Here is a 23,842-nt window from a genome sequence, read left to right as displayed (position 1 = left end):
TGCTTATGGATATTCGATGCGGTTTCGTGCAACACCTCGGCGGCTCTGTCCGTCTTGGTGGGGATGGAAAGAGATGCTGAGGTGCAGGATGACTCGCTGTTCGAGCAGTACGTTGCCGAACGCGCCGACGGGTTGCTCCGCTACGGCTATGTGCTGACCGGCAACCCGCACGACGCGGCCGACCTGGTCCAGGAGGCCCTCGTCCGGCTGCGCGGATCGTGGGAGCGGGTCAGGCGCAAGCAGGACGCGGACGGCTACGCCCGGACGACGATGGCGCGGCTGCACATCAACGCCTGGCGCCGGCGCAGGCGCGAGCACGTCACCGCCGCGCCGCCCGACCGCTCCTACGAGGACGTCCCCTACGAGGGCTCGGGCCTCTGGGACGCGCTGGCGACGCTGCCGCGCCGCCAGCGCGCGGTCCTGGTGCTGCGCTACTACGAGCAACTGACGGACGCGGAGATCGCCGCCGTCCTCGGCGTCTCCCGGGGCACGGTACGCAGCCAGGCCTCCCGCGCCCTGGACAAGCTCCGCGGCGACCTGCCCGCGATCGTCGAGAACCTGGGGTACAGCACATGACCACCGACCTGGAGAAGGCCCTTGCCGCGGAGCTCGCCGCCGCCGCCCACCACGCCCCCGGCCCCGCCGGCGACCTGCGGGCGCGCATCGAGGAGAGGCACCGGCGACGCCGGCGGCGCGGCGCGGCCATGTACGCGGCGGCGGCCGTCATCCTCCTGTCCACGGGTGTCCCCTTCGTGGTCAACGTCGTGACCCCGCCGCCGCCCCCCGTCGCCACCCGGCCCCCGACCCCGGGGCCCGACCCGGCCTTCCCGGCCATCGAGAAGGTCTGGCCCGAGGCCGTGCACCTCATCCCCGCGAACCTGCCCGGCGGCGTCCCGTTCGAGCCGGAGATCTTCCTGGACGACCACACGGTCCTCGGCACGACGCTCAAGGACGGTCACGCCGACAGGCTCGACGGGCTCTGGGCCTACGACCTCACCTCACGCACCGCCCGGCGACTCGTCCACGTCACGCCACCGCCCAAGACCGTCGTCACGGCGTCGTTCATCTCGGCCGGCGGCGGCCGGCTGGCCTGGTGGACGGTGCGCCGGCAGCAGCGCAAGCTCATCGTCGACATCTGGGCCGCTCCCGCCGCCGGGGGAGCGCAGCGCAAGGTCACCTCGTTCGAGGGCGTGCCCCGATACGGCGGCATCGACATGGAGATCGTCGGCGACAAGGCGGTCTGGTCGCGGTGGGGCAAGGGCGGCGTCTATCAGGTGCCCCTGTCGGGCGGCACGCCCGAGCTGCTGCCCGGCACCGGCCGGGACACGCTGATCACCTGGCCGTGGGCGGGCACCCCGGACCGCGCGCCCGGCGCCTCGGACCTGGACCCGCTGATCACCTGGCCGTGGGCGGGCACTCCGGACCGCGCGGCGGGCACCCCGGAGCGCACGGCCGGCGCCTCGGACCTGGACCCGTCCAAGAAGGCGGTGATCTTCGGCGACCTCCTCGACCTCAGGACCGGCGCGCGGAGCATGGCGGCGGTCGAGCCCGCCGCCGCGTGCCACGTCACCTGGTGCGTGCGGGCGGGCACCGTCGCCCGACGGGACGGCACGGGCGAGCGCGAACTGCCGGGCGACGTTCAGGCGGACGGACCGCCGGCGCTCGACCGTTTCCTCACGCTGTTCCAGACCGGCCAGAACGGGAAACTCCGCGGGCAGGTCCTGTACGACCTGTCCACCGGGCGGGGCGGCGCGCTCGGCGTCGAACCGGACAAGAAGCAGCGGCTCGCCACGGCGACCCTGGACTACCGGGCGCCGGGGCTGTTCTGGTACGCACGCGACGGAAAGCTGGTGGTGGTGAACCTGACCGCGATCACCTGAGGAGCCGCGGGCATCCGGCTACGGCTTGACCGGGCGCAGCCGTCCCGTCTCGACCTCGAAGACGAATCCGTGCACGGCGTCCTTGTACGGAATCAGCTCGTCGGCCCTGATCCTGGCGATCGACTGGATGACGTCCAGATCGGGGTTCTTCGGGAACGCCTCGGCCGCCCAGTCGGGCCGGATGCCGGTGTCCTGGTAGACGGCCTCGCGGAAGCCATCCTCGGTGATCTTCGTGGAGCCGCAGTCGGTGTGGTGAATGACCATGATCATGACCGTGCCCAGCAGACGCTGGCTGATGGCGAGGCTGCGCCGGGTGTCGGCCGTGATGACGCCGCCCGCGTTGCGGATGACGTGCGCGTCCCCTTCCCGCAGTCCGAGGATGTCCCAGACGTCGACGCGCGCGTCCATGCAGACCACGACGGCCAGGCGCAGGGCGGGCTCCGAAGGGAGGTGGTGGTGCTGGTACGACTCGGCGTAGCGCTCGGCATTGGCGACCAGCTCGTCGATGACGCTCACGGGGTCCCCTTCTCGGCTGATGCGGTGGCAACTCCCTCATGGTCGCCGTCGATCACCTTGTGTAGCAACTTGATTACTGAAAGCTCTTGGGTATGGTCGTGACTTCGTGCCCACGGCGAGCCGAGCCGTCGGTGTTCTGATCCCCCCGAGGAACGCATGAGCTCTTTCCCGTATGCCGAGCCGTCAGAGCCGCACCCCGAGATCCCGCTCGCGGGCGGGGACGTCACCGAAGGGGTCGTGCGGGCCCGCGACACCGTGCGCCGACCGATCGGGCCCAACGCCCCGCTCGTCCACGCGTTGCTGCGGCACCTGGAGGAGGTCGGTTTCGCGGGCACGCCGCGCTTTCTCGGCGTCGACGCGGCCGGGCGGGAGGTGCTGACGTTCGTTCCCGGTGAGGTCGCCGGGCGGCCACGGCCGGAGTGGATCGCCGACGAGCGGCGGCTGGCCTCCGTCGGACGGCTCGTCCGCGACTACCACGACGCCGTCGCGGGCTTCGTCCTGCCCGAAGGGGTGCGGCCCGCCCTCGGGTTCACGGAGTCACCGGGCATACCGCCTGTTCCGTCCTACCCGGTCGAGCTGGTCGGGCACATGGACTACACGCCGGACAACATCGTCTTCCGGGACGGAGTGGCGGCCGCGCTGATCGACTTCGACGTCGCCAGGCCGGTCAGCCGGGTGGATGAGATGGTCAACACGATGCTCTACTGGGCGCCGCTGGCCGACCCCGCCGACGCGGATCCGCTGTTGCGGGAGGTGGACGTGCCGCGCCGCTGCCGGATCCTCGCCGACGCGTACGGGATGCCGGACGCCGACCGTGCCCGTGCCGTCGAGGTGGCCGTCCTGCGCACGCGCCGGTCGTGGTTCTCGATGAAGCAGCTCGCCGAGGAGCGGGGTGGCGGCTGGGCGCGTCTGTGGGAGCAGGGCATCGGCGACGAGATCAAGCGGCGCGAAGCCTGGCTCGACCGCGACGGCGCGGCCATCGACGCGGCACTGACCGCCGCCACCTGAGCCCGCTGCCGGCGCAGGCCGGGCGGCACTGACCACCGCCACCTGAGCCCGCTGCCGGCGCAGGCCGGGCGGGCGTGAACCGGTCCTATGGCTGTGACCTGCGTGTTCCCGCTCAGGCGGGAACACGGCGACAGGGTGGGCCGGCGTGTTGTGAACTGACCTGGCTGAAGGGCGACGCGATTCGATCTGCTTTCGCGCTGGACTACGGAGGGGGCGGTTCACCGTGCGAATGCTGGGAGCGGTCGTACTGGCGGGGGTGATCGCGGGGTGCGCCGCCCAGCCCGCCCAGCCCGTCCGGCCGGTGACGGAGACCGAGCTCCTTCAGGTGGAGCGGGCCGAGCAGGTGCTGATCCAGGAGTGCATGACCCGCCAGGGGTTCCGCTACTGGCCGCCGGCCCAACTGAGCGCGGAGGAACGCCAAGGCTCGAAGTTCATGCTGACCGACGTCGGCTGGGCACGGAGGAACGGATACGGCGGGCGACTGCGCGGCCGGGTCATGGCCGTCAAGGCAGAGAACCAGAACCACGTCTATGCCACCGGGCTCTCCGACGGCGAAGTGGCCCGATACAACCGGACCTTCGACGGCGGCGACGACGCGCCCACGATGACCGTCCGGCTCCCGGCGGGCGGCAGCGTCACCAGCCGGACGGGCGGCTGCATGGCCGAAGCGCACGAGCGGCTCTACGGCGACCGGGCCGCCTGGTTCAGGGTCAGCACGATCGCGACCAACCTCCAGCCGCTCTACGTGCCGGACCTCGTCGCCGACCAGCGGTTCGTGGCCGTCCTGCGGACCTGGTCGCAGTGCATGGCCGGGCGCGGCCATCCCTACCCTGACCCCGCGGCGATCCGCTCCAGCCTGCCGAAGCTCACCAAGGGCCTGGATCCGGCCGCGGCCCACACGGTCGAGGTCGAGCTGGCGGTGGCCGAGGCCACCTGCGCCCAGTCGGCCTCCTACCCGAAGATCGCGCGTGCGCTGGAAGAGGACTACCGCGAGCGCGCCGCCAAGCCGTACGCCGGCGAGCTGGACACCTACCGGCGGCTGGGACGCGCCGCCGTCGAACAAGCCAAACAGATCAACGAAACCCAACACTGAGGAAGAGAACATGCGCAAAACCCTGACCGCGCTCGGCCTGAGCGCGGCGCTCATCACCGTGGGCCTGACCGTTCCCTCGGCCGCGCAGGCCGCCACCCGCTGTGATCAGGAGTGGGACGCGGTGCCCGGCGATCACCGCGACGGCCGGGTCCGCATCTGGCGGGACATCAACTGCACCAACGCGCTCGGCTACGCGTCAGGCGACGACTGGGACTGGGGCGACGGCACCGGCGAGATCAAAAACGCCACCAACGTCGTCTCCTCGGTGATGAACAACGGGGATATCGGCGGGTACGACGTGGTCGCCTTCTACGACTACACCGGCTACGACTGGCAATACGGCTACACGTGCTTGAAGCCGGGCCAGTATTACGCCGACAGCTTGGAGAACGACAAGTTCACCAAGCGCACCGCTGGTGAGCACAAGGGCGAGACCTTCGACGCCAACGACGCGATCTCCTCCCACAAGTGGGTGACGCAGTTCGACTGCACCAACTTCCTCGACGGCGGCAACTGAACATGACCAGACGCGGCCGGCCGAGCCTGGCCGGCCGCGAACCCCCATCCGATTGCGGAAAGAACTCTTCCGCGTCACCTCCTAGCGTGGGCGGCACATCTCAAGGTGAAGGAGCCTTCGATGGCCGTACAGCCGTTCACCCTCGCCATCCCGCAGTCCGACGTCGACGACCTGCGCGACCGGCTGACCCGCACCCGCTGGCCGGACGAGCTGCCCGGCGTCGGGTGGAGCCGCGGCGTCCCCCTGGAGTTCCTGAAAGAGCTCGTCACGCACTGGACCGACCGCTACGACTGGCGCGCCGCCGAGGCGGAGCTCAACGAGCTTCCGCAGTTCACCACCGAGATCGACGGGCAGCGCATCCACTTCGTGCACGCACGCTCCGACAACCCCGGCGCCCTTCCGCTCGTGCTCACGCACGGCTACCCCAGCTCGTACGCCGAGTTCACCACCCTGATCGCCCACCTGCGGCAGGACTTCCACGTGGTGGCGCCGTCGCTGCCCGGCTTCGGCTTCTCCACGCCGGTGCGCGAGAGCGGCTGGTCGCTGGGCCGCACCGCCAGGGCCTGGGCCGAGCTCATGAGCCGCCTCGGCTACGACCGGTACGGCGTGCACGGCGGCGACGTGGGCGCGGGCGTCTCGGGCGCGGTGGCCGGCCTTGACGGCGAGCACGTCGTGGGCGTCCACGTGGTGACTGACCCGTTCTCGGTGGCGGCCGGGGCGACGTTCCTGCCCGGCATGGCCGACCGGCTGGATCCGGCGGATCCCGTGGACCGGCTCGCCCTGGAGCGGATCGCGGAGTTCCGGAACGAGGGCAGCGGTTACCTGGCCATCCAGAACAGCCGGCCGCAGACCATCGGCTACCTGCTCAACGACTCGCCCGCCGGGCAGCTCGGCTGGATCGCGGAGAAGTTCGAGCAGTGGACCGACCTGCCGTACGACCGGGACCAGTTGCTCACCATCGTGAGCCTCTACTGGTTCACCGGGACCGGGATCTCCGCCGCCCGCTTCCTGTACGAGCAGGCCCACTCGACCGACTGGGGCGCGCCGCCGGTCGTGCCGCAGGGCTTCGCGGTGTTCGGCGCGGACGCCACCGTGCGCAAGCTGCTCGACCCGCCCGCCGATGCTCACTGGACGGAGTACGAGCGGGGCGGGCACTTCCCGGCGATGGAGGCGCCGGAGCAGCTCGCCGCCGACCTGCGCGCCTTCTTCGGCGAGCTCAAGTGAGCCCTGAATTCAGTGACTCCGGTGAGGGCTGAAACGGGGCCGGGCGCCTGGCGAGGGGTGGTCAGGACTTGGCGCTTCGGACCGCGAGCGGCTCGTCGGGCGCGTCCGCCTTGGCCTTGGCCATGCGCTCGCCCAGCTCCTGCAGCTCCTTGCGGCCCATCGCCTCCCGGACCTGCGGGAACCAGTCCTTCTCCTCTTCCTCGACGTGGTGGCGGACGTTCTCGATCAGCACCGTCACCTTCGCGGTGAAGCGCTCGTCGGCCGGGTCGAGGTCCTTGAGCTCCGACAACATCCACACCACGACGTGGTGCTCCTCGACGCTCTCCAGCACGTGGGCGTTGGTCTCGGGGACCTTGGCGCGGGCCGCCGGGTAGAAGACCTCCTCTTCGATGTAAGCGTGCGCGACCAGCTCTTTGGTGATGCTGTCGACGATCTTGCGCTTCTCGACGTGGGCGCGTTCGCCGGCCTTCTCGAAGCGCTTGAACAGCTCCTCGACGGTCTTGTGGTCTTCCTTGAGCAGCACGATGGCGTCCATGTCATCTCTTCCTGACGGGGGTGCGGGGCGGCGGCGAGCGCCGCCCTCCGTCTCTCGGGGTCCCGTCTTCCGGGGTCCACGCCGCCTTCCCCGCCCGCCGGGGCCGAAACGGCGGGAAGCGGTGATCAGTCGGTCTGACGGGGGGACATGTCGCGCCGGCTGAACATGTCGATCAGCAGGCGGACCGGCAGCCCGGCCTCGGTGGGGTAGCGGAAGTGCTGGTCCAGGTTGAGGTTGTAGTGGTTGCGCCGCCCGATCCGGTCCCGGGTGAGGTAGCCGGCCTCGTACAGGTCGCGCACGATGCCCTGCACGGCGCGTTCGGTGATGCCGACGCTGGTGGCGATGTCGCGCAGCCGTACTCCGGGATCCCGGGCGATCTCCACCAGAACGCGGGCATGATGGGTGAGGAAGGTCCACGTGGACGGGCGGTCAGAAGATGTGCTCACGGCTCTCTTCGCCTTCTCCGCCCATGGTTCGCAACTTCGGGACGGCCGAAATCTGCGTCTCCGTTGATCGTATGACGAAGTGTCTTTCCGGTAACTACCTTCGGGATTAGAGTTGGGGGCGCGGCATCCCGCCGCCGCCAGCCCTACTACGAGGACGTCATGCTCGTCACCGTCGTACAGTTGCCTGCGTGCTGAACGCGCCAGGCCGAGGTCATCCATGTCGTCACTGAGCCTGGACAGCCGCGGGCTCGCCGCCGGCGTGCTCGTCATCCTGAGCGGTGAGATCGATTTCACCAACGCCGACCAACTGGAAACCTACGCCGAGGCGGTGCGCCTGCCCGGTGAGCCGCTGATGCTCGACCTCGGTGGCCTGACCTTCATGGACAGCAAGGGGCTCAACGTGCTGCTGCGGCTCAACGCCGCGGCGCGGGCGGAGGGTGGCGGGCTGCATCTGGTGGCGGTGCACGATGTGCCCGCCCGGCTGCTGGAGATCACCGGCGTGTGGGACGCCCTCGCCACGCACACCAACCTGGAACAGGCCCTCGCCGTGGTGCTGAGCGGAGATCCGGCCCAGGAGCGCTTCTGAGCCGGGTGGTGCTGAGCGGCGATCCGGCCCAGGAGCGCTTCTAGGCCGCGCCGGCGCTCCCAGTCGGCTCCAAGCCAGGAACAAGAGCCGTCGCTCATCATTTCCGGCTGTGAGCGGAAATGTGCGAAGAGCATTCACCAAGATCGCCGCAGCCGCGGCGGTCGTCATGGCGGTCGTGCTGCCCGCGTTACCGGCCGCGGCCGACGACGCGCCCGACAAGCGGCCCGACGTCCCCGTCGGCACCTGGCTGGCCGCGCGTACCCAGCCCGCCGTCCAGTTGACCAGTTTCACCTACACGGGCACGGTCGCCGTGCCGACCAGCACGATCAACGAGGCCGCCTTCAACCGGCTCGTCGAGCAGGCGACCGTCGCCGTCACGTCCGGCAAGATCTCCTCGGACGAGCGCAGCATCGCCAAGTGGCTGTTCCAGCGGATCGCGGCCGACGTGGACACCTATCTCACCGCGACCACCCCGGAGCGTACGGTCGACGCCGAGGTCGGCGGCCTGTGCACCGGCTGGTGGGTCACCCCCGACGGCTACATGGTCACCGGCGCCCACTGCGTCCAGGTCGGCGAGACCGAGCTCAACGGGCTCTTCGCGCAGCAGGCGCTGGCCAAGTTCAACAAGCAGGACGCCAAGGAGATCATCAGCGGCCTGCGGGGCATCGAGGCCGACGAGGAGATGGTCAAGCTCGCCCAGCAGATCTACGTCACGTTCAACAGCGGCCACATGCAGCTCCGCAACCTGAAGCAGAGCCTCTCCGTCGTCCAGAGCCTGCCCGGCGGCGGTGTGGACAAGACGGCCAAGCCGGTCACGGCCGAGCTGGTCTCGGTGGGCGAGAGCTATCCGGGCAAGGACTTCGCGCTGCTCAAGGTGAACGGCCAGCAGAACCTGCCGACCGTGCCGCTCGGCGACGACGCCGACGTGCGGACCGGCGACACCCTCTACATCAGCGGTTTCCCCGGCCTGGTCACGAACACGCCGTTCTTCAGCCTGGAGTCCAAGCTGGAGCCGGCGCTGACCGAAGGGCCGTACAACGCCAAGCGCACCACGCAGACCGGTGTGCCGTACGTCCAGACCCAGGCGCCGTCCTACCACGGCAACTCCGGCGGCCCGGTGTTCAGCAAGGACGGCAAGGTCGTCGGCATGCTGATCGCCGGCACGGTGAGCGAGAGCGGCGAGTCCTCGGAGAGCGAGAGCTTCGTCCTGCCGGTGAGCATCATCAAGGAGAAGCTCGGCGAGAAGAACATCAAGCCCGCCCAGGCCGGCACGACCACCCGGTACAACGAGGCGCTGAACGACTACTTCCGCCACTACTACTCGGCCGCGCTGCCGAAGTTCCGCGAGGTCCAGGCGCTGTTCTCCAACCATCCGTACGTCGCCAAGTACATCAGCGAGTCGCAGCAGGCGGTCTCGGCGGGCAAGGACGAGTCGCCCAAGCCGCTCTGGTCGTGGGTGCTCATCGGGGCGGGCGCGCTGGTCGCCGTCCTGATCGTCCTGGTCGCGGTCAAGGTCCTGCGGCGCCGCCGGTCCCGGCACCGCCGGCCCTCCTACGCCGCGCCCCCGCCCGGCGGCGGGTACGGCGCGGTGCCGCCGCCGCCGTGGCAGCAACTCCCGGCGCCCCAGGCGCAGGCGCAGCCCGCATGGCAACAACTCCCCGCCGCCCAGGCACACGTGTCACCTCCCGTGCAGGAGCAGGGCGGCTACGGGCAGAACGGCTACGGGCAGAACGGCTACGGGCAGAGCAGCTATGGGCGCTTCGGGCCGCCGCCGGGTGAGAAGTCTGCCCAGGTCGCCGACCTGGAACGGCAGATCGGCGAGCTCCAGCGCCGGCTCGGCGGCCAACCGCCGAACGCCTGACGCCGACCGCCCCCGGAGCCTCCGTGAGAGGGACTCCGGGGCGGCGGCCACCGGCCCCGCACGCGGAAGCGCCGGGCGCTACGCCCGGACGTCCAGGCCCAGCGCGGCGGCGATGACCGTCGCCTGGAAGGGGTCGATGACGGCGTTCTTGAGCGTGACGGTGTGCGGGTCGAGCGTGCTCAGGTCGCTGCCGCGCAGGTCGCACTTGGTGAGGTCGGCCTTGTGCAACCACGCGCCCGACAGGTCCGACCGCCGCACCTCGGCGCCCTCCAGCCGGGCCCCGGTCAGGTCGGCCTCCCGCAGCCGGGTGCCCAGGAAGGAGCTGCCCCGCAGGTCCGCGCCCGGCAGGCCCACGTAGGACCAGTCGCCGCCCTCGACCTTGAGCAGCCCGAAAGAGCAGCCGTCGAACATGCTGCCCGTCAGCTTGCACCCCTTGAACGTGGCGTCGAAGAGGGAGCAGCGCGAGAACGTGCAGTTGAGGAACCTGGCGTCCTCGTGCACCGACACGTTGAACCGCACGTTCCTGAACTGGCACTCCTCGAACGAGGAGCCGTGATCGACCAGCTCGGTCATGTCGACGTCCTGGAACAGCACCCGGTGGTAGCTCTCGCCGGAGAGCTCGATGCTGTCCCAGTCCGCGGAGCGGATCGTCGTCTCGGTGGGAGGCGCTGGGATGCCGTGCTTGCGGTCGGCCATGCGAACAAACTAGCGGATCCCCACCCGCCCTGCCTGCCCCGATCTGCGCTTCCGAAAGTTTCGGCTAACAATAAAAAACTTTCTCTGGTGCAATGGCGGTAGTTCTGCCTATTCTGCCGGGAAGAAAGCGTTCTGCGGCGACTCGAACAAGGGCGGCCCTGGTGGGCTGCTCGGCACGGGGTGAGGCATGCGGTCGAAACATTTCGGATACGTGGCGTGGTGAGTGGCGGTCGTCGGCTCCTGCTCCCCGATGTGCTCGCGCGCCGTGCCGAGGAGCAGCCCGAACGGCCCGCGCTCGTGGTGGCCGGTGCGGGGGAGCTCTCGTTCGGCGAGTGGGACGGGCGAGCCGACACGGTCGCGCGCACGCTGATCGAGCGCGGCCTCCTGCCCGGTGACCGGATCGGGCTGCTCTTCGACGAGGCTGACTGGATCGACTACGCCGTCACCTGGTGCGGCGTCCTGCGGGCCGGCTGCGTCACCGTGCCGCTGTCCGGCCGGCTGGCGCCCGCCGAGCTGCGGCACGCGCTGAGGGACTGCTCCGTGACCGCCGTCCTGCACAGCCCCTGCCTCGCGCCGCCGGACGCGGGCGCCTGGCGGGCCACCCCTTCCGAGCTGGTCCACGGAGACGGCGGCGGCGGCCCCGTACGGCGCGGCCTCGCCCCCGACCGGCTGGCGCAGATCATCTACACCTCCGGCACGACCGGCCGGGCCAAGGGCGTCGGCGCCACCCACGCGAACCTGGCCCACGGCCTGTCCGCCGACCCGCGCCGCCGCAAGCTCGCGCACTCGCGGCACTTCCTGCACGCCTTCCCGATCGGCAGCAACGCCGGCCAGACCATGCTGGTCAACGCCCTGGACGCCAGCCCGGCGGCGCTCACCCTGCCGCGCTTCACACCGTCCCGCTTCGCCAAGCTGATCGAGTCCTACGGCGCCGGCACGGTGTTCGTGGTGCCCGCCATGGCCATCGAGCTGCTCAACGCCCGGGTGCACGAGCGGTACGACCTGTCGGCCGTGCGGCTCCTCGGCTCCACCGCGGCCAGCCTGCCGCCGGCCGTGGCCGCGGGCCTGGCCGAGGCGTTCCCGCGCGCGACGATCGTCAACTACTACACCTCGACCGAGGCGGCCCCGGCGCAGACCACGATGATCGTGGACCCGGCCCGCCCCGCGTCGGTCGGGCGGCCATCGGCGGGCAGCGACCTCAAGATCGTCGGCGCGGACGGCGGGCCCGCGCGGGCGGGCGAGCAGGGAGAGGTCTGGCTGCGCTCACCCGCCGGCACCCGCGCCTACTACCGGGACCGGCGGCTGACCGACGACGTCTTCAAGGACGGCTGGGTCCGCATGGGCGATGTCGGCTACCTCGACGCCGACGGCTACCTCTACCTGGTCGACCGCGAGAGCGACGTCATCAAGTCCGGCGCGTTCAAGGTCTCCACGCTCCAGGTGGAGGCCGCGCTGTACGAACATCCCGCGATCTCCGAGGCCGCCGTGGTCGGCCTGCCGCATCCGGTGCTCGGCCGGGTGGCCGGCGCGGCCGTCGTGACCCGGTACCCCGTCACCGCCGCCGACCTGCGGACGTTCCTCCTGGACCGGCTCGCCGGGCACGAGCTGCCGAGCCGGCTGCTGTTTCTCCCCGAGCTGCCGAAGAACCACCTGGGAAAGGTGGTGAAGCCCCGGCTCCTCGACCTGCTCGGGCACCCGGACGCGGGCGCCACGTAAGACCCCCCAGCGGCCAGCGGACGGAACAGAAAGAACGAACATGACGCACCGCCAGGAGAACACTCCCGCTACGTTCGCCCAGCAGGGCATGTGGATCAGCGAGCGCATGGGCGCCGGCCTGGCCTACCATCTGCCGCTCGCCCTGTGGCTCGACGGCGACCTCGACATGGCCGCGCTGCTGTCCGCGTGCGCCGGCGTGGCCGCCCGGCATCCGGTGCTCGCCACCACCGTCGCGGAGAGCGGCGACGGGCTCCGCCTGGTCGCCGCCGCCGCGCCGCCCGTGACGGTCGCCCACCTGCCCGACCCGTCCCCCGAGGCCCTCGACCGGCTCATCCGGGAGGAGGTCGCCCGCGAGTTCGACCTGGAGCGGGGGCCGCTGGCGCGGTTCATCCTCGTCCCGGCCGGGCCGAAGCGGCACCTGCTGCTGTTCGTCGCCCACCATCTCGTCTTCGACGGCCTGTCCAAGGACATTCTGGTACGCGACCTCGCCGCACTCTACGCGGGCGACGCCTGGCGGGAGCCGCTGTCGTTCGCCGAGGACGAGCCCCAGCGCCTGCCCGCCGCCCGCGAGTTCTGGGCGCGCCGCTGGTCGGAGCCCGCCGCGATCGTGCTGCCCGGTCAGCGGCGCACCGCCGCACGCTACGGCGCCGGCGCGCAGATCGACGCCGGCGTCGACCACGAGCTGGGCAGGAGCGCCGCCGAGGTGGCCAGGGCGACGGGCGCGACGACCTTCGAGGCGCTGCTCGCCGGCGTGCACGCGCTGCTGTTCAGGTACGGCACGGAGAACGTCACGGTCGCCATCGACGTGACCACGCGCGGCCCCGCGACCCGCGACCACGTCGGCCCGTTCGTCAATGAACTGCCGGTGTTCTCCCGGCCCACGCCCGGCCAGCCGTTCGGCGACCTGGTGAAGACCATCAGGGGCGAGCTGCGTGAGCTGTACCGCTTCCGCGAGGTTCCGTTCGCCCGCGCCCTCGGGTTGTCACCGCGCGCCGCCGCCGTCCCCGTGTCGATCAGCTATCGCAGGCAGGACGGCACCGAGCCGGTCTTTCCCGGCCTGAAGGTCTCCGTGGACCGCACCATGTACGCCGGCGGCGTCCGCAACGCCCTGCACCTGCAGTTCGTCGACGGCCCGGACGGGCTGGCCACGAGCCTGCGCTACGACCCGGCGGCGGTCGACCGGGAGACCGTGGCCCGGTTCGCCGACGGCCTGCGCGCCCTGCTGAGCTGCGCCGCCGCCGATCCCGGCGTGCGCCTGGCCGAGCTGGACGTCATGTCCTCCGCCGAGCGGTGGCGCCTGCTCGTCGACTGGAACGACACCGCGGCCGAGTACCCGGCGGCGGCGACGTTGCCCCGCCTCTTCACCGGCCAGGTACGGGCCCGGCCTGACGCGGCCGCCGTGACGTTCGAGGGGCGCTCGCTGAGCTACGCCGAGCTGGACGCGGCGGCGGACCGGCTCGCCCGGCGGCTGCGCCGGGCGGGCGTCGAGCGCGGGGACCTGGTGGGCGTGCATCTGCGGCGCTCGGACACGCTGCTGGTCTGCCTGCTCGCGGTGCACAAGGCGGGCGCCGCGTATCTGCCGCTCGATCCGGACCATCCGGCGGAACGGCTCGCCATGATCGTGGCGGACGCCCGGCCACGGTTGTCGTTGTCCGCCACCACCCCGCCCGACTGCCTGCCGGGCCCGGTGCTCCTGCTGTCCGACCTCACGGAGCCCGGCCCCGACCTCGACCTGGGGCCGGGGCCGAGGCCGGGAGAGCTCGCCTACGTGATCTACACCTCGGGCTCGACGGGCCGGCCGAAGGGCGTCGAGGTCACCCACCACAACCTGGCCAACCTGCTGCTGGCGATGCGCGACCAGCTCGACGCCGGCCCGGCGCACACCTGGCTGGCCCTCACCTCGCCGGCGTTCGACATCTGCGCCCTGGAGTTGTACCTGCCGCTGATCGCCGGCGGCCGGGTCGTCGTCGCCCCGCACGGCGCCGTACGCGGGCCGGAAGCACTGGCCCGGCTGGTCGCGGCGCAGGGGGTCACGCACGTGCAGGCCACCCCGTCGGTGTGGCGGTTGTTACTGCCCGGCGGCATCGCCGGCGTGACCGCGCTGACAGGTGGCGAGGCGCTGCCGCCGGACCTCGCGCGGGAGCTCCGGGAGCGCTGCGACCGCGTCGTCAACGTGTACGGCCCGACCGAGACGACGATCTGGAGCACCTCCGGCGAGCCGGGCGAGCAGGTCACCATCGGCCGCCCGATCGCCAACACCCGCATCTACCTGCTCGACGCGTCCCTGCGCCCGGTGCCGGTCGGCGTCGCGGGCGAGTTGTGCGTCGGCGGCGCCGGAGTGGCGCGCGGCTACCGGGGCAGGCCCAGCCGCACGGCCGAACGCTTCGTCCCCGACCCGTACGGGCCGCCGGGGGCACGGCTGTACCGCACCGGTGACCTGGCCCGCTACCGGGAGAACGGCGAGATCGAGTTCCTCGGGCGGGAGGACGGACAGGTCAAGCTGCTGGGTCACCGGATCGAGCTGGGCGAGATCGAGTCCCGCCTGCTGGAGCACCCTCAGGTCGGGGAGACGGCGGTGGCCCTGCGGGGCGAGCGGCGCCTGGTGGCCTACGTCGTCCCGGCGCCCGGCGCGACCATGGACCCCGGCGCGCTGGCCGCCCATCTGGCCAGAACGTTGCCGCCGGCGATGATGCCGAGCACGTACGTCCCGCTGGCCGCCCTGCCGCTGACCCCCGTCGGCAAGCTCGACCGCGCGGCGCTGCCGGAGCCGATCGCGGCGCCGCCGGACCCGGCGGCGAGCCCGCCGGCGGCGCACCGGCCGGAGCTGGAGCTGGAGCTGGAGCCGGAGCTGGAGCTGGAGCTGGAGCAGGGGCAGGATCCGGAGCTGGTCGGTGCGGTGCGGCGGATCTGGCGGGAGGTGCTGGAGCTGGACGACATCGCCGCCGACGACGACCTGTTCGACCTCGGCGGGCACTCCCTCACCATCACCCAGATCACCGCCAGGATCCGCGAACGCCTCGGCGCCGACGTGTCGCTGGACGCCTTCTTCGACGATCCCACCATCACCGGCGTCGTCGAGGAGATCGTCCGGCTCCGCGCGGCGGAAGAAGGGGACGACGTGACGGGGATCCGGCCCCGGCCGGCCGGAACGCTCCCGCCGTTGTCGTCGGCCCAGGAACGGTTGTGGTTCCTGCAACGCTTCGACCCGGACGATGCCTCGTACAACATGTATCTCGTGCTGCGGTTGCGCGGCGGGCTGGACACCGGCGGGCTGGACACCGGCGCGCTCATGGCGGCGCTGGACGCGGTGGTGGCGCGGCACGAGAGCCTGCGCACGTCGTTCGGCGACATCGACGGCGAGCCGATCGCGGTCGTCCACCCGCCGGGCCGCGTCCCGGTCGAACGCATCGACCTGACCGCATCGGCCGACCCGGAAGAGCTGGCCCGGTGGCTGGTCGCCGACCGGACGAACGCGCCGTTCGACCTGGCCGCCGCGCCGCCGCTGCGGGTCAGCCTGCTCACCCTCGGCAGTGACCACCACGTGCTCTGCTTCGCGCTGCACCACGTCATCGCCGACGGATCCTCGCTCAGCGTGCTCTTCGACGACCTGTTCGCCCTCTACCAGGACCGGGACCTGCCGCCGCTGCGCGTCCAGTACGGCGACGTCGCCCTGTGGCAGCGGGAGCGGGAGGCCGGGCCGGCGGCGGAGGAGTCGCTGGCGTACTGGCGACGGCAGCTCGCCGAACCGCCCATGCTCGCCCTGCCCGCCGACAAGCCCCGAGGGGAGCGGCCCGAGGGCGCCTTCCACGCGTTCCCGATCCCCGAGGAGGTCGTCGCCCGGCTGGAACGGCTGGCGCAGGAGCACGGCGCGTCCCTGTTCATGGTGCTGGTCGCCGCCTACCAGGTGCTGCTCGCCCGGCACACCGGGCAGAACGACATCCTGGTCGGCACGCCCTGGGCGGCCCGTGACCGCGTGGAGCTGGAGCCGGTCATCGGCTACCTCACCGACACCCTGGTCCTGCGGGGCGACCTCACCGGCGACCCGGCCTTCCGCGACCTGCTCGCCGCCACCCGCCGCACGGTGCTGGACGCGCACGCCCACCGCACCGTGCCGTTCGAACGGCTGATCGGCGAGCTGGGCGTGCCCCGCGACCTGCGCCACAACCCGCTGCTGGCCACGATGCTCATCCTGCACAGCCAGGCCGGTGACGGCACCCCGCCGGAGCGGATCGGTGACCTGGGGGTGGAGCTGTTCGACGGCGGGTACCGGCAGGCCAAGTTCGACCTGGCACTGGAGACCTGGCGCACCGAGCAGGGGCTGCGGGCCGTCCTCGGCTACGACGCCACCCTCTTCCACGCCGCCACCGTCGAGGGCCTGGCCGCGCGGTTCGCCGTGCTGCTGCGCGGCATCGCGGACGCCCCCGGCACGCCGATCTCCCGGCTGCCCCTGCTGACCGGCGCGGACGCCGCCGCCCTCACCGTCGCCGATGCGCGGTCCGAGGGCGTTCCCGAGACGGTGCCCGCGCTCGTCGAGCGGATGGTCGCCGCCGCGCCCGACGCCCCCGCGCTCGTGTCCGGCGACGTGCGGATGAGCTACGCGGAGCTCGACCTCAGGGTGGCGCGGCTCGCGGCGGCGTTGCGGCGGCGCGGCGTCACCGACGGATGCGTGGTCGGCGTGTGCCTGGGACGTTCGGCCGAGGCGGTGGTGGCGCTGCTGGCCGTGTGGCGGGCCGGGGGCGCGTACCTGCCGCTCGACCCGGACTATCCCGACGAGCGGCTGGCCTTCCTGATCGCGGACAGCGGCGCGCGCCTGGTGGTGGCCGACGCCGCGCGAGCCCGCCGCCTGCCGCCGGAGACCGTCGTGCTGGTCCACTCCGAGGAGTCCGGCAGCGGTGATGACCGCTGGCTCGGCGGATGGGCCGCCGTCGAACCCGGCGACCCGGCGTACGTGATCTACACCTCGGGCTCGACCGGCCGGCCGAAGGGGGTGCTGGTCGAGCACGGCAGCCTCGCCGGGCGGGTGCGCTGGATGCGGGAGGCGTACGGCATCCGGCCGGACGACCGCGTCGCGCAGTTCGCCTCGCTGAGCTTCGACGCCCACGCGGAGGAGCTGTACCCGGCGCTGACGGCCGGCGCGTCCGTGCTGCTGCTCCCCGGCGGCGCCGCCACCCTGCCGGACGAGCTGCGCACCCCGGCCGGCCGGCGGGTCACCGTGCTGGACCTGCCGACCGCCTACTGGCACCGGCTCACCGAGGCGCTCGGCGACGTGACCTGGCCGGAGTCGTTGCGGCTGGTGATCCTCGGCGGCGAGCAGGCGCACGCGCCCGCCGTGGCACGGTGGCGGTCCCGGTTCGGCGGCCGGGTACGGCTGGTCAACACGTACGGGCCGACGGAGGCGACCATCATCGCCACGGCGGCCACCCTCGACGTGACCGACACCGGCCGCCCGCCCATCGGCCGGCCGATCGGCGGCACCACGGCCCATGTCCTCGGCCAGTACGGCGAGCCGGTGCCGCCGGGCTTCCCCGGCGAGCTCTGTCTCGGCGGAGCCGGCCTGGCGCGCGGCTACGTCGGCCGCCCCGCGCTGACCGCCGAGCGTTTCGTGCCCGACCCCTTCGGCCCGCGCGGAGCCCGGCTGTACCGGACGGGGGACCGGGTGCGCCGGCGGCCCGACGGGACGCTGGAGTTCCTGGGCCGCTTCGACGGCCAGGTGAAGGTGCGCGGCTTCCGGGTGGAGCCGGGCGAGGTCGAGGCGGCGCTGCTGGCCCATCCGGGGGTGCGCCAGACGGTGGTGACGGCGGATCAGGACCGGCTGACGGCGTACGTCGCGGGACCGGCCGAGCCGGACGAGCTGCGCCGGCACCTGGCCGCGACCCTGCCCGCGCACCTGGTGCCCACGTCCTGGGTGGCGTTGCCCGCGCTGCCGCTCACGATCACCGGCAAGGTGGACGTGGCGGCGGTGCCCGTGCCGGGACCCGAACCGGCCGCCCGCTTCGTGCCACCGCGCACCGACGCCGAGGCGCTGGTCGCCGAGGTCTGGGCCCGGGTGCTCGGCCTGGACGCCGGCCGGATCGGGGCGCTGGACGACTTCTTCGCCCTCGGCGGCCACTCGCTGCTGGTCACCAGAGCGGCGGCCCTGCTGGGGAACGCGGTCGAGGTGGAGGTGCCGATCCGGACCGTGTTCGACGAGCCGTCCGTCGCCGGGCTGGCGGCCGCGATCGAGAGCCTGCTGATCGAACAACTGTCGAGCCTCTCCGACGCGGAGGCGGCTCGCCTGCTGGACGCGGAGGTACCCCGTTGACGGAATCGGATGAGTTGTCGGCCACCAAGCAGGCGCTGCTGGCGCAGCGGTTGCGGCGTGGGGCGGCGCCCCGGCGGACCATCCCGGCACGGCCCGACGAGGAGCCGCCGCTGTCGCACGCCCAGGAGCGCCTGTGGTTCCTGGAGCAGTTCGCGCCGGGCACCACACAGCTCACCATCCCGATCCGGTTGCGGCTGCGCGGCCCGCTGGACCCCGGCGCGCTGGCCGCCGCGCTCGACGCCGTGGCCGCCCGCCACGACGCGCTCCGCATGCGCTACCCCCAGACCTGGGACGGCCGGCCACGCGTGGAGATCACCACCGACGCCGCACTGCCGCTGACCGTCCGCGCCGCGCGGGACGAGGCTGCTGCGCGCGTTCTGGTCGAGGAGTTCCTGGCGGAGCCGTTCGACCTGGCGACCGGGCCGGTGGCGCGGGCGCTGCTGGTCCGGCTGGCCGGCGACGACCACGTGCTGGTGATCGCCGTGCACCACATCGCGGCCGACGGCTGGTCGGCCGACCTGCTGCTGCGCGAGCTCTTCGCCCGCTACGACGGCACCGCGCCGCCGCCCCCGGAGGTCGGGTACGGCGACTACGCGGCCTGGCAACGCGGCCTGCCACCGTCGCGGCGCGACCTGGACTTCTGGCGGGACCGGCTGGCCGGGCTGGAGCCGCTGGAGCTGCCCACCGACCGGCCCCGCCCGCCGGAGCGCACCTACGCCGGCGCCTCGTGCACGTTCTCGCCGGCTCCCGACGTGCGCGCGGCGCTGGCGACGCTGGGCCGGGAGCACCGGGCCACGCCGTACATGACGGTGCTGGCCGCGTTCGCCGTGCTGCTCGGCCGGTACGCGGGCACCCCCGACGTCGCGGTGGGATCCCCGGTGGCCGGCCGCCAGGCGCCGGAGCTGGACGGGGTGATCGGCTGTTTCGTGAACATGCTGACCATGCGGGTGGACCTGTCGGGCGATCCGACGTTCGCGGAGCTGCTGGCGCGGGTGCGGGACGTCGCCGTGGACGCCTTCGCGCACCAGGACCTGCCCTTCGAGCGGCTCGTGTCGGAGCTGGACCTGCCCCGCGACGTGTCCAGGTCCCCGCTGTTCGGCGTCATCCTGGCGACGCAGAGCTACCGCGACACCGCCGTCGACCCGCCGGCCGGGCTGACCGTGGCGGACTTCCCCGTGAACGCGTGGGCGACCCGGTACGACCTGGAGCTCTACCTCGGCGACGACGCGGGCGGGATGTTCGTCTACAACACCGGCCTGTTCGACGCGGCCACGATCGAGCGCCTGGCCGGCCACCTCACCCTGCTGCTGGAGCGGGTCGCGGCCCGGCCCGGCCTGCGGCTGTCGGAGATCGACCTGCTCACCGAGGACGAGCGCCGCCTGGTCGTCGCCGACTGGAACGACACCGCCGCCGCCTTCCCCGGCCCCGCCACCCTGCACGGCCAGATCGAGGCCCAGGCGGCGCGTACGCCCGACGCGGTCGCGGTGCGCTTCGAGGGGCGCTCCCTGACCTACGCCGAGCTGGACGCGGCGGCCGGCCGGGTCGCGTACACGCTGCGCGACCTGGGCGTGGGCGCCGGTTCGGTGGTCGCCGTCTGCGCTGAGCGCTCGCTGGAGCTGCTGCCCGGCCTGCTCGGCGTGCTCAAGGCCGGGGCGGCGTACCTGCCGATCGATCCCGGCTATCCGGCGGACCGGGTGGCGTTCATGCTGGCGGACGCCGCGCCGGCCGTACTGCTCACCCAGAAGCGCCTCCGCCCCGAGACCTCGGCGATCACCCTCGACCTGGACGACCCGGACGTCTGGACCGGCGCTCCCGGGCCGCTGCCCGACGTGCGGCCGGACGACCTCGCCTACGTCATCTACACCTCCGGCTCCACCGGCCGGCCCAAAGGTGTGCCGAACACCCACGGCGGCATCGCCAACCGCCTCGACTGGATGCAGGAGCGCTTCCGCCTGGACGCGGGCGACGTGGTGGCGCAGAAGACCCCGCTGAGCTTCGACGTGTCGGTGTGGGAGCTGTTCTGGCCGCTGCGGGCCGGCGCGCGGCTGGTGCTCGCGACGCCCGGCGGGCACAAGGACGCGGCGTACCTGCGCAAGCTGATCGTCACCGAGGACGTGACGACCGTGCACTTCGTGCCGTCGATGCTGGCCGCGTTCCTCGGCGAGGAGGGCGCGGCCGGTTGCGGCTCGTTGCGCCGGGTGATCTCCTCGGGCGAGGAGCTGCCCGCCGACCTGGCCCGCCGCTGCCTCGCCACGCTGCCCGCCGCCGAGCTGCACAACCTGTACGGCCCGACCGAGGCGGCCGTCGACGTGTCCGCCTGGCACTGCGTCCCCGGCGCGCTCGCCGCCGCCGCCCGGGTGCCGATCGGCGCTCCGATCGCCAACACCACCCTGCACGTCCTCGACGCCGCCATGGCCCCCGCGCCGGTCGGGGTGCCGGGGGAGCTGTTCATCGGCGGCGCGGGCCTGGCCCGGGGCTACCTGAACCGGCCGGCGCTCACCGCCGAGCGCTTCGTGCCCGACCCGTTCGGCCCGCCGGGAGCGCGGCTCTACCGCACCGGCGACCTGGCCCGGCGCCGTCCTGACGGCGCGCTGGAGTTCCTCGGCAGGCTGGACGCCCAGGTGAAGCTGCGCGGCCTGCGGATCGAGCCCGGCGAGATCGAGGCGGCGCTGCGCGCGCTGCCCGCCGTCCGCGACGCGGCCGTGATCGTGCACGAGTACAGCCCCGGCGATCCCCGCCTGGTCGCCTACATCACCCCCGCCGGCGCCCCCTCCGCAGCCCCGTCCGGCGGCCCGTCCGGCGCCCCGAACGACGACGCTCTGGACGATGACGCTCTGGACGGGGTGCTCGATCACGCCGCCGTGCGGGCCGCGCTGAAGCTGACCCTGCCCGACCACATGGTGCCGAGCGGCTACGTCACGCTGGCCACGCTGCCGCTCAACCCCAGTGGCAAGCTCGATCGACGGGCGCTGCCCGCCCCGGTCGCCGGACGTGACGCCGGTGTCGAGCTCATCGCGCCGGAGACGCCCACCGAGCGGGCCCTCGCCGCCATCTGGACCGAGCTGCTGGGCATCGAGGCGGTCGGGGTCGGCGACGACTTCTTCGACCTCGGCGGGCATTCGCTGCTGGCCACCCAGGTGGTGGCGCGGTTGCGGACGCGGACCGGCGCCGCGGTCAGCGTGATGGAGGTGTTCCAGCACCGGACGATCCGCGAGCTGGCGGCGCTCGCCGACACCCCCGCCGAGCGCCGCGGCCCCCGCTCGCTGCTGCACCGGCTGACCCCGGCCGGCCGCGCGACGCCCGTGCTGACCTACGTGTGCGTGCCGTACGGCGGCGGCAGCGCGGTCGTCTACCAGCCGCTCGCCGACGCCCTGCCGGACGGCCACGCGCTCTGGTCGGTGGCGATCCCCGGCCACGACGTGGGCGTGGACGAGGAGAAGCTGCCCTTCGACGACCTCGCGACCGGATGCGTGCGCGAGATCCTGGACAAGGTCGAGGGCCCGATCGTGCTGTACGGCCACTGCGGCGTCGGCTCGGCCCTGGCCGTGGACATCGCCCGCAAGCTGGAGGCCGCCGGGCGGGACCTCGCCGCCGTGTACATCGGCGGGATCTTCCCCTTCGCCCGGCCGCGCGGGGCCCTGATGTCGCGGATCTCCCGCTTCGCCCAGGCCGAACGGCTCCGCGGCGACCAGCGCTACGTCAACAACCTCATCTCGCTCGGGCTGGACATGAGCGAGATCGATCCCGCCCAGGCCCGCCGCATCATCCGGAACATGCGCGCCGACTCCCGGGAGGCGGAGGACTACTACACCCGCCTGTTGGACACCGGCGTCGACCGGCTGCGCGCTCCGGTGATCAGCGTGGTCGGCTCCGAGGACCCGGCGACGGACTTCTACCAGGAACGTTTCCGGGAGTGGCACTTCCTGACCGGCACGTCGGCCGTGGTCGTGCTCGCGGAGGCCGGGCACTTTTTCCTGAAATATCGGGCGGACGAGCTGGCCAAAATCGTCACCACCGTTCACCGGTCGCTCACAGACCCGGCGCCGATCCCGGTGCCGGATCGGGACGCCACGTGGTGGCTGCACGACGTGTCCCGTTCGGGCGGTCCTCCGCCGGCCGGGCCGCAGCCCGGCATTCCGCGCTTCCTCGCCGTCGCGATGAGCCAGCTCGTGTCGATGACCGGATCGGCGCTGACCGAGTTCGCCGTGCCGTTGTGGATCTACACCACGACCGGGTCCGTGGCGCAGTTCGCCCTGATGGCCGTGGTCGGCCTGGTGCCCGGACTGCTCACCGCACCCATCGCCGGGGCGATCGTCGACCGGACGAGCCGGCGGCGGGTGATGCTGGCGGGGGACGCCGCGGCGTTCTCTATCCAGCTCGCCTTCGGGGTGCTGCTGTGGACCGGGAGCCTGTCCGCGGGCATGATCTACCCGCTGCTCGGCTGCCTGTCGGTCGCGCTGACCTTCCAGCGGATCGCGTACTTCTCGGCCGTGCCCCAGCTCGTCCCCAAGCCCTACCTCGGGCACGCCGCCGGGCTCATGCAGCTCGGCACCGGCACCGCCCAGCTCCTGGTGCCCCTCTTCGCCGTCGGCCTGCTCGCCGGCGTGGGGCTCGGCGGCATCCTCGTCCTGGACATCGCCAGTTACGCCGTCGCGATCGTGGTGCTGCTGGCGGTGCGCTTCCCCCGCACCATGCCGTGGCGGCGCAGGGAGTCGGTCAAGGCCGAGCTCCTGGGCGGGCTGCGGTACTCCCTCGGCCATCGCGGCTTCGTCGGCATGTTGCTCTTCTTCGTCGTGCTCAACGTGTTCCTCTCCCCGCTGCTGCTGATGTTCTCGCCGCTGGTGCTCTCCTTCGCCGGGCTCGGCGACGTCGGCCGGATCTCGTTCCTGGCCGGAGTGGGGACGTTCGCCGGCGCGCTCGTCATGACCGTCTGGGGCGGCCCGCGCCGCCTGCGGCTGCGCGGCGTGCTGCTGTGCGCCCTGGCCCTGGGCTGCTTCTGCCTGATCACCGGGCTCCGCGCCGACCTCGCCGTGATCGCCGTCGGCGTCTGCGGCATCACCGCCTGGGTCACCGTGATGAACGGCATCTACACCACCATCGTCCAGGTCAAGGTGCCGCAGCGCTTCCACGGCCGCGTCTTCGCCATGAACACGCTCATCGCCTGGTCCACGCTGCCGATCGGCTTCGGCCTGATCGCGCCGTACGCGGCCGCGCTGCTCGACCCGCTGCTCCTGGAGGGCGGCTCGCTGGCGCCGACCGTCGGAGCGCTCATCGGCACCGGGCCCGGTCGCGGCATCGGGCTCATGTACGTGCTCTTCGGCGTCGCCATCGTCGTGCTCACCCTGGTCGCGACGCGGGTGCCGGCACTGGCCCGCTTCGATCAGGAGGTGCCCGACGCCGTGGCCGACGACCTCGTCGGCGTCCGCGCGCTGCGCGGCTCCACCCCCACCACGGAGGCATGAC

Annotated in this window: 15 protein-coding genes; 11 read left to right on the top strand and 4 right to left on the bottom strand. The window is 72.5% G+C overall.

The genetic code is table 11. The annotated features are described in order from the left end of the window. Positions 1-81 precede the first annotated feature (81 nt). Both ACWD0F_RS01130 and ACWD0F_RS01125 read left to right on the top strand, forming a co-directional pair. Positions 82-576 (top strand): SigE family RNA polymerase sigma factor, encoded by a 495-nt coding sequence (locus tag ACWD0F_RS01130; protein WP_449871525.1) that lies wholly within the window; start codon positions 82-84, stop codon positions 574-576. Further along, a complete protein-coding gene (locus ACWD0F_RS01125) occupies positions 573-1,880 on the top strand; it encodes a TolB family protein (RefSeq protein WP_449871523.1) in 1,308 nt (435 codons plus the stop codon). The genes ACWD0F_RS01130 and ACWD0F_RS01125 overlap by 4 nt, the downstream gene beginning before the upstream one ends. An 18-nt stretch (positions 1,881-1,898) precedes the next feature. On the opposite strand, the gene ACWD0F_RS01120 is transcribed toward ACWD0F_RS01125, so the two are convergent. Continuing rightward, the gene (locus ACWD0F_RS01120; RefSeq protein ID WP_449871521.1) at positions 1,899-2,396 is read right to left on the bottom strand and encodes a beta-class carbonic anhydrase; all 498 of its coding nucleotides are present in this window, start codon (positions 2,394-2,396) and stop codon (positions 1,899-1,901) included. A 156-nt stretch (positions 2,397-2,552) separates the two neighbouring features. On the opposite strand from ACWD0F_RS01120, the gene ACWD0F_RS01115 reads away from it, so the two are divergent. From ACWD0F_RS01115 to ACWD0F_RS01100, 4 genes are all read left to right on the top strand, one after another. Continuing rightward, the gene (locus ACWD0F_RS01115) at positions 2,553-3,404 is read left to right on the top strand and encodes an aminoglycoside phosphotransferase family protein (RefSeq protein WP_449871519.1); all 852 of its coding nucleotides are present in this window, start codon (positions 2,553-2,555) and stop codon (positions 3,402-3,404) included. A 223-nt stretch (positions 3,405-3,627) separates the two neighbouring features. Next, positions 3,628-4,497, top strand: a complete 870-nt coding sequence (locus tag ACWD0F_RS01110; RefSeq protein WP_449871517.1) for a hypothetical protein — start codon at positions 3,628-3,630, stop codon at positions 4,495-4,497. A gap of 10 nt (positions 4,498-4,507) precedes the next feature. Further along, positions 4,508-5,014: a hypothetical protein gene (locus tag ACWD0F_RS01105; RefSeq protein ID WP_449871515.1), complete on the top strand. Its 507-nt coding sequence runs from the start codon at positions 4,508-4,510 to the stop codon at positions 5,012-5,014. A gap of 120 nt (positions 5,015-5,134) precedes the next feature. Beyond that, on the top strand, positions 5,135-6,238 hold the full coding sequence (locus ACWD0F_RS01100) for an epoxide hydrolase family protein (RefSeq protein WP_449871513.1): 1,104 nt from the start codon (positions 5,135-5,137) through the stop codon (positions 6,236-6,238). Between the two features lie 61 nt (positions 6,239-6,299). On the opposite strand, the gene ACWD0F_RS01095 is transcribed toward ACWD0F_RS01100, so the two are convergent. Together ACWD0F_RS01095 and ACWD0F_RS01090 are read right to left on the bottom strand one after the other, a co-directional pair. Beyond that, a complete protein-coding gene (locus tag ACWD0F_RS01095) occupies positions 6,300-6,773 on the bottom strand; it encodes a hemerythrin domain-containing protein (RefSeq protein ID WP_449871511.1) in 474 nt (157 codons plus the stop codon). Between the two features lie 125 nt (positions 6,774-6,898). Beyond that, complete coding sequence (locus tag ACWD0F_RS01090; RefSeq protein WP_449871509.1) at positions 6,899-7,219, bottom strand: MarR family transcriptional regulator; 321 nt, start codon at positions 7,217-7,219, stop codon at positions 6,899-6,901. 217 nt (positions 7,220-7,436) lie between these two features. Here ACWD0F_RS01090 and ACWD0F_RS01085 point away from each other — a divergent pair, with 217 nt between their 5' ends. Continuing rightward, entirely contained in the window at positions 7,437-7,805 is a 369-nt protein-coding gene (locus ACWD0F_RS01085; RefSeq protein WP_449871507.1) for an STAS domain-containing protein, read from the top strand. Positions 7,806-7,914: 109 nt separating this feature from the next. After that, positions 7,915-9,666, top strand: coding sequence for a S1 family peptidase (locus tag ACWD0F_RS01080; RefSeq protein WP_449871505.1), 1,752 nt, complete (start codon positions 7,915-7,917; stop codon positions 9,664-9,666). 78 nt (positions 9,667-9,744) lie between these two features. Here the strand turns inward: ACWD0F_RS01080 and ACWD0F_RS01075 are convergent, their stop codons facing one another. After that, positions 9,745-10,362, bottom strand: coding sequence for a pentapeptide repeat-containing protein (locus tag ACWD0F_RS01075; RefSeq protein WP_449871503.1), 618 nt, complete (start codon positions 10,360-10,362; stop codon positions 9,745-9,747). Between the two features lie 252 nt (positions 10,363-10,614). Here ACWD0F_RS01075 and ACWD0F_RS01070 point away from each other — a divergent pair, with 252 nt between their 5' ends. From ACWD0F_RS01070 to ACWD0F_RS01060, 3 genes are read left to right on the top strand one after another with little or no spacing between them, the layout of a single operon-like run. Beyond that, positions 10,615-12,078 carry a class I adenylate-forming enzyme family protein gene (locus ACWD0F_RS01070; protein ID WP_449871501.1) on the top strand — a complete coding sequence of 488 codons (1,464 nt, stop codon included), beginning with the start codon at positions 10,615-10,617 and terminating at the stop codon, positions 12,076-12,078. Positions 12,079-12,118: 40 nt separating this feature from the next. Continuing rightward, complete coding sequence (locus ACWD0F_RS01065) at positions 12,119-18,379, top strand: amino acid adenylation domain-containing protein (RefSeq protein ID WP_449871500.1); 6,261 nt, start codon at positions 12,119-12,121, stop codon at positions 18,377-18,379. Next, entirely contained in the window at positions 18,376-23,841 is a 5,466-nt protein-coding gene (locus ACWD0F_RS01060) for a non-ribosomal peptide synthetase/MFS transporter (RefSeq protein WP_449871498.1), read from the top strand. The genes ACWD0F_RS01065 and ACWD0F_RS01060 overlap by 4 nt, the downstream gene beginning before the upstream one ends. Position 23,842 lies beyond the last annotated feature (1 nt).

It is taken from the genome of Nonomuraea sp. NPDC002799, assembly GCF_053592075.1.
The sequence above is the reverse complement of the archived record's forward strand: the minus strand, read 5'-3'. Positions and strand labels throughout refer to the sequence as shown.

Coding starts and splice junctions, on each gene's coding strand:
- ACWD0F_RS01125 (WP_449871523.1), top strand. CDS start 573: ATGACCACCGACCTGGAGAAGGCCCTTGCCGCGGAGCTCGCCGCCGCC.
- ACWD0F_RS01115 (WP_449871519.1), top strand. CDS start 2,553: ATGAGCTCTTTCCCGTATGCCGAGCCGTCAGAGCCGCACCCCGAGATC.
- ACWD0F_RS01105 (WP_449871515.1), top strand. CDS start 4,508: ATGCGCAAAACCCTGACCGCGCTCGGCCTGAGCGCGGCGCTCATCACC.
- ACWD0F_RS01100 (WP_449871513.1), top strand. CDS start 5,135: ATGGCCGTACAGCCGTTCACCCTCGCCATCCCGCAGTCCGACGTCGAC.
- ACWD0F_RS01095 (WP_449871511.1), bottom strand. CDS start 6,773: ATGGACGCCATCGTGCTGCTCAAGGAAGACCACAAGACCGTCGAGGAG.
- ACWD0F_RS01085 (WP_449871507.1), top strand. CDS start 7,437: ATGTCGTCACTGAGCCTGGACAGCCGCGGGCTCGCCGCCGGCGTGCTC.
- ACWD0F_RS01075 (WP_449871503.1), bottom strand. CDS start 10,362: ATGGCCGACCGCAAGCACGGCATCCCAGCGCCTCCCACCGAGACGACG.
- ACWD0F_RS01065 (WP_449871500.1), top strand. CDS start 12,119: ATGACGCACCGCCAGGAGAACACTCCCGCTACGTTCGCCCAGCAGGGC.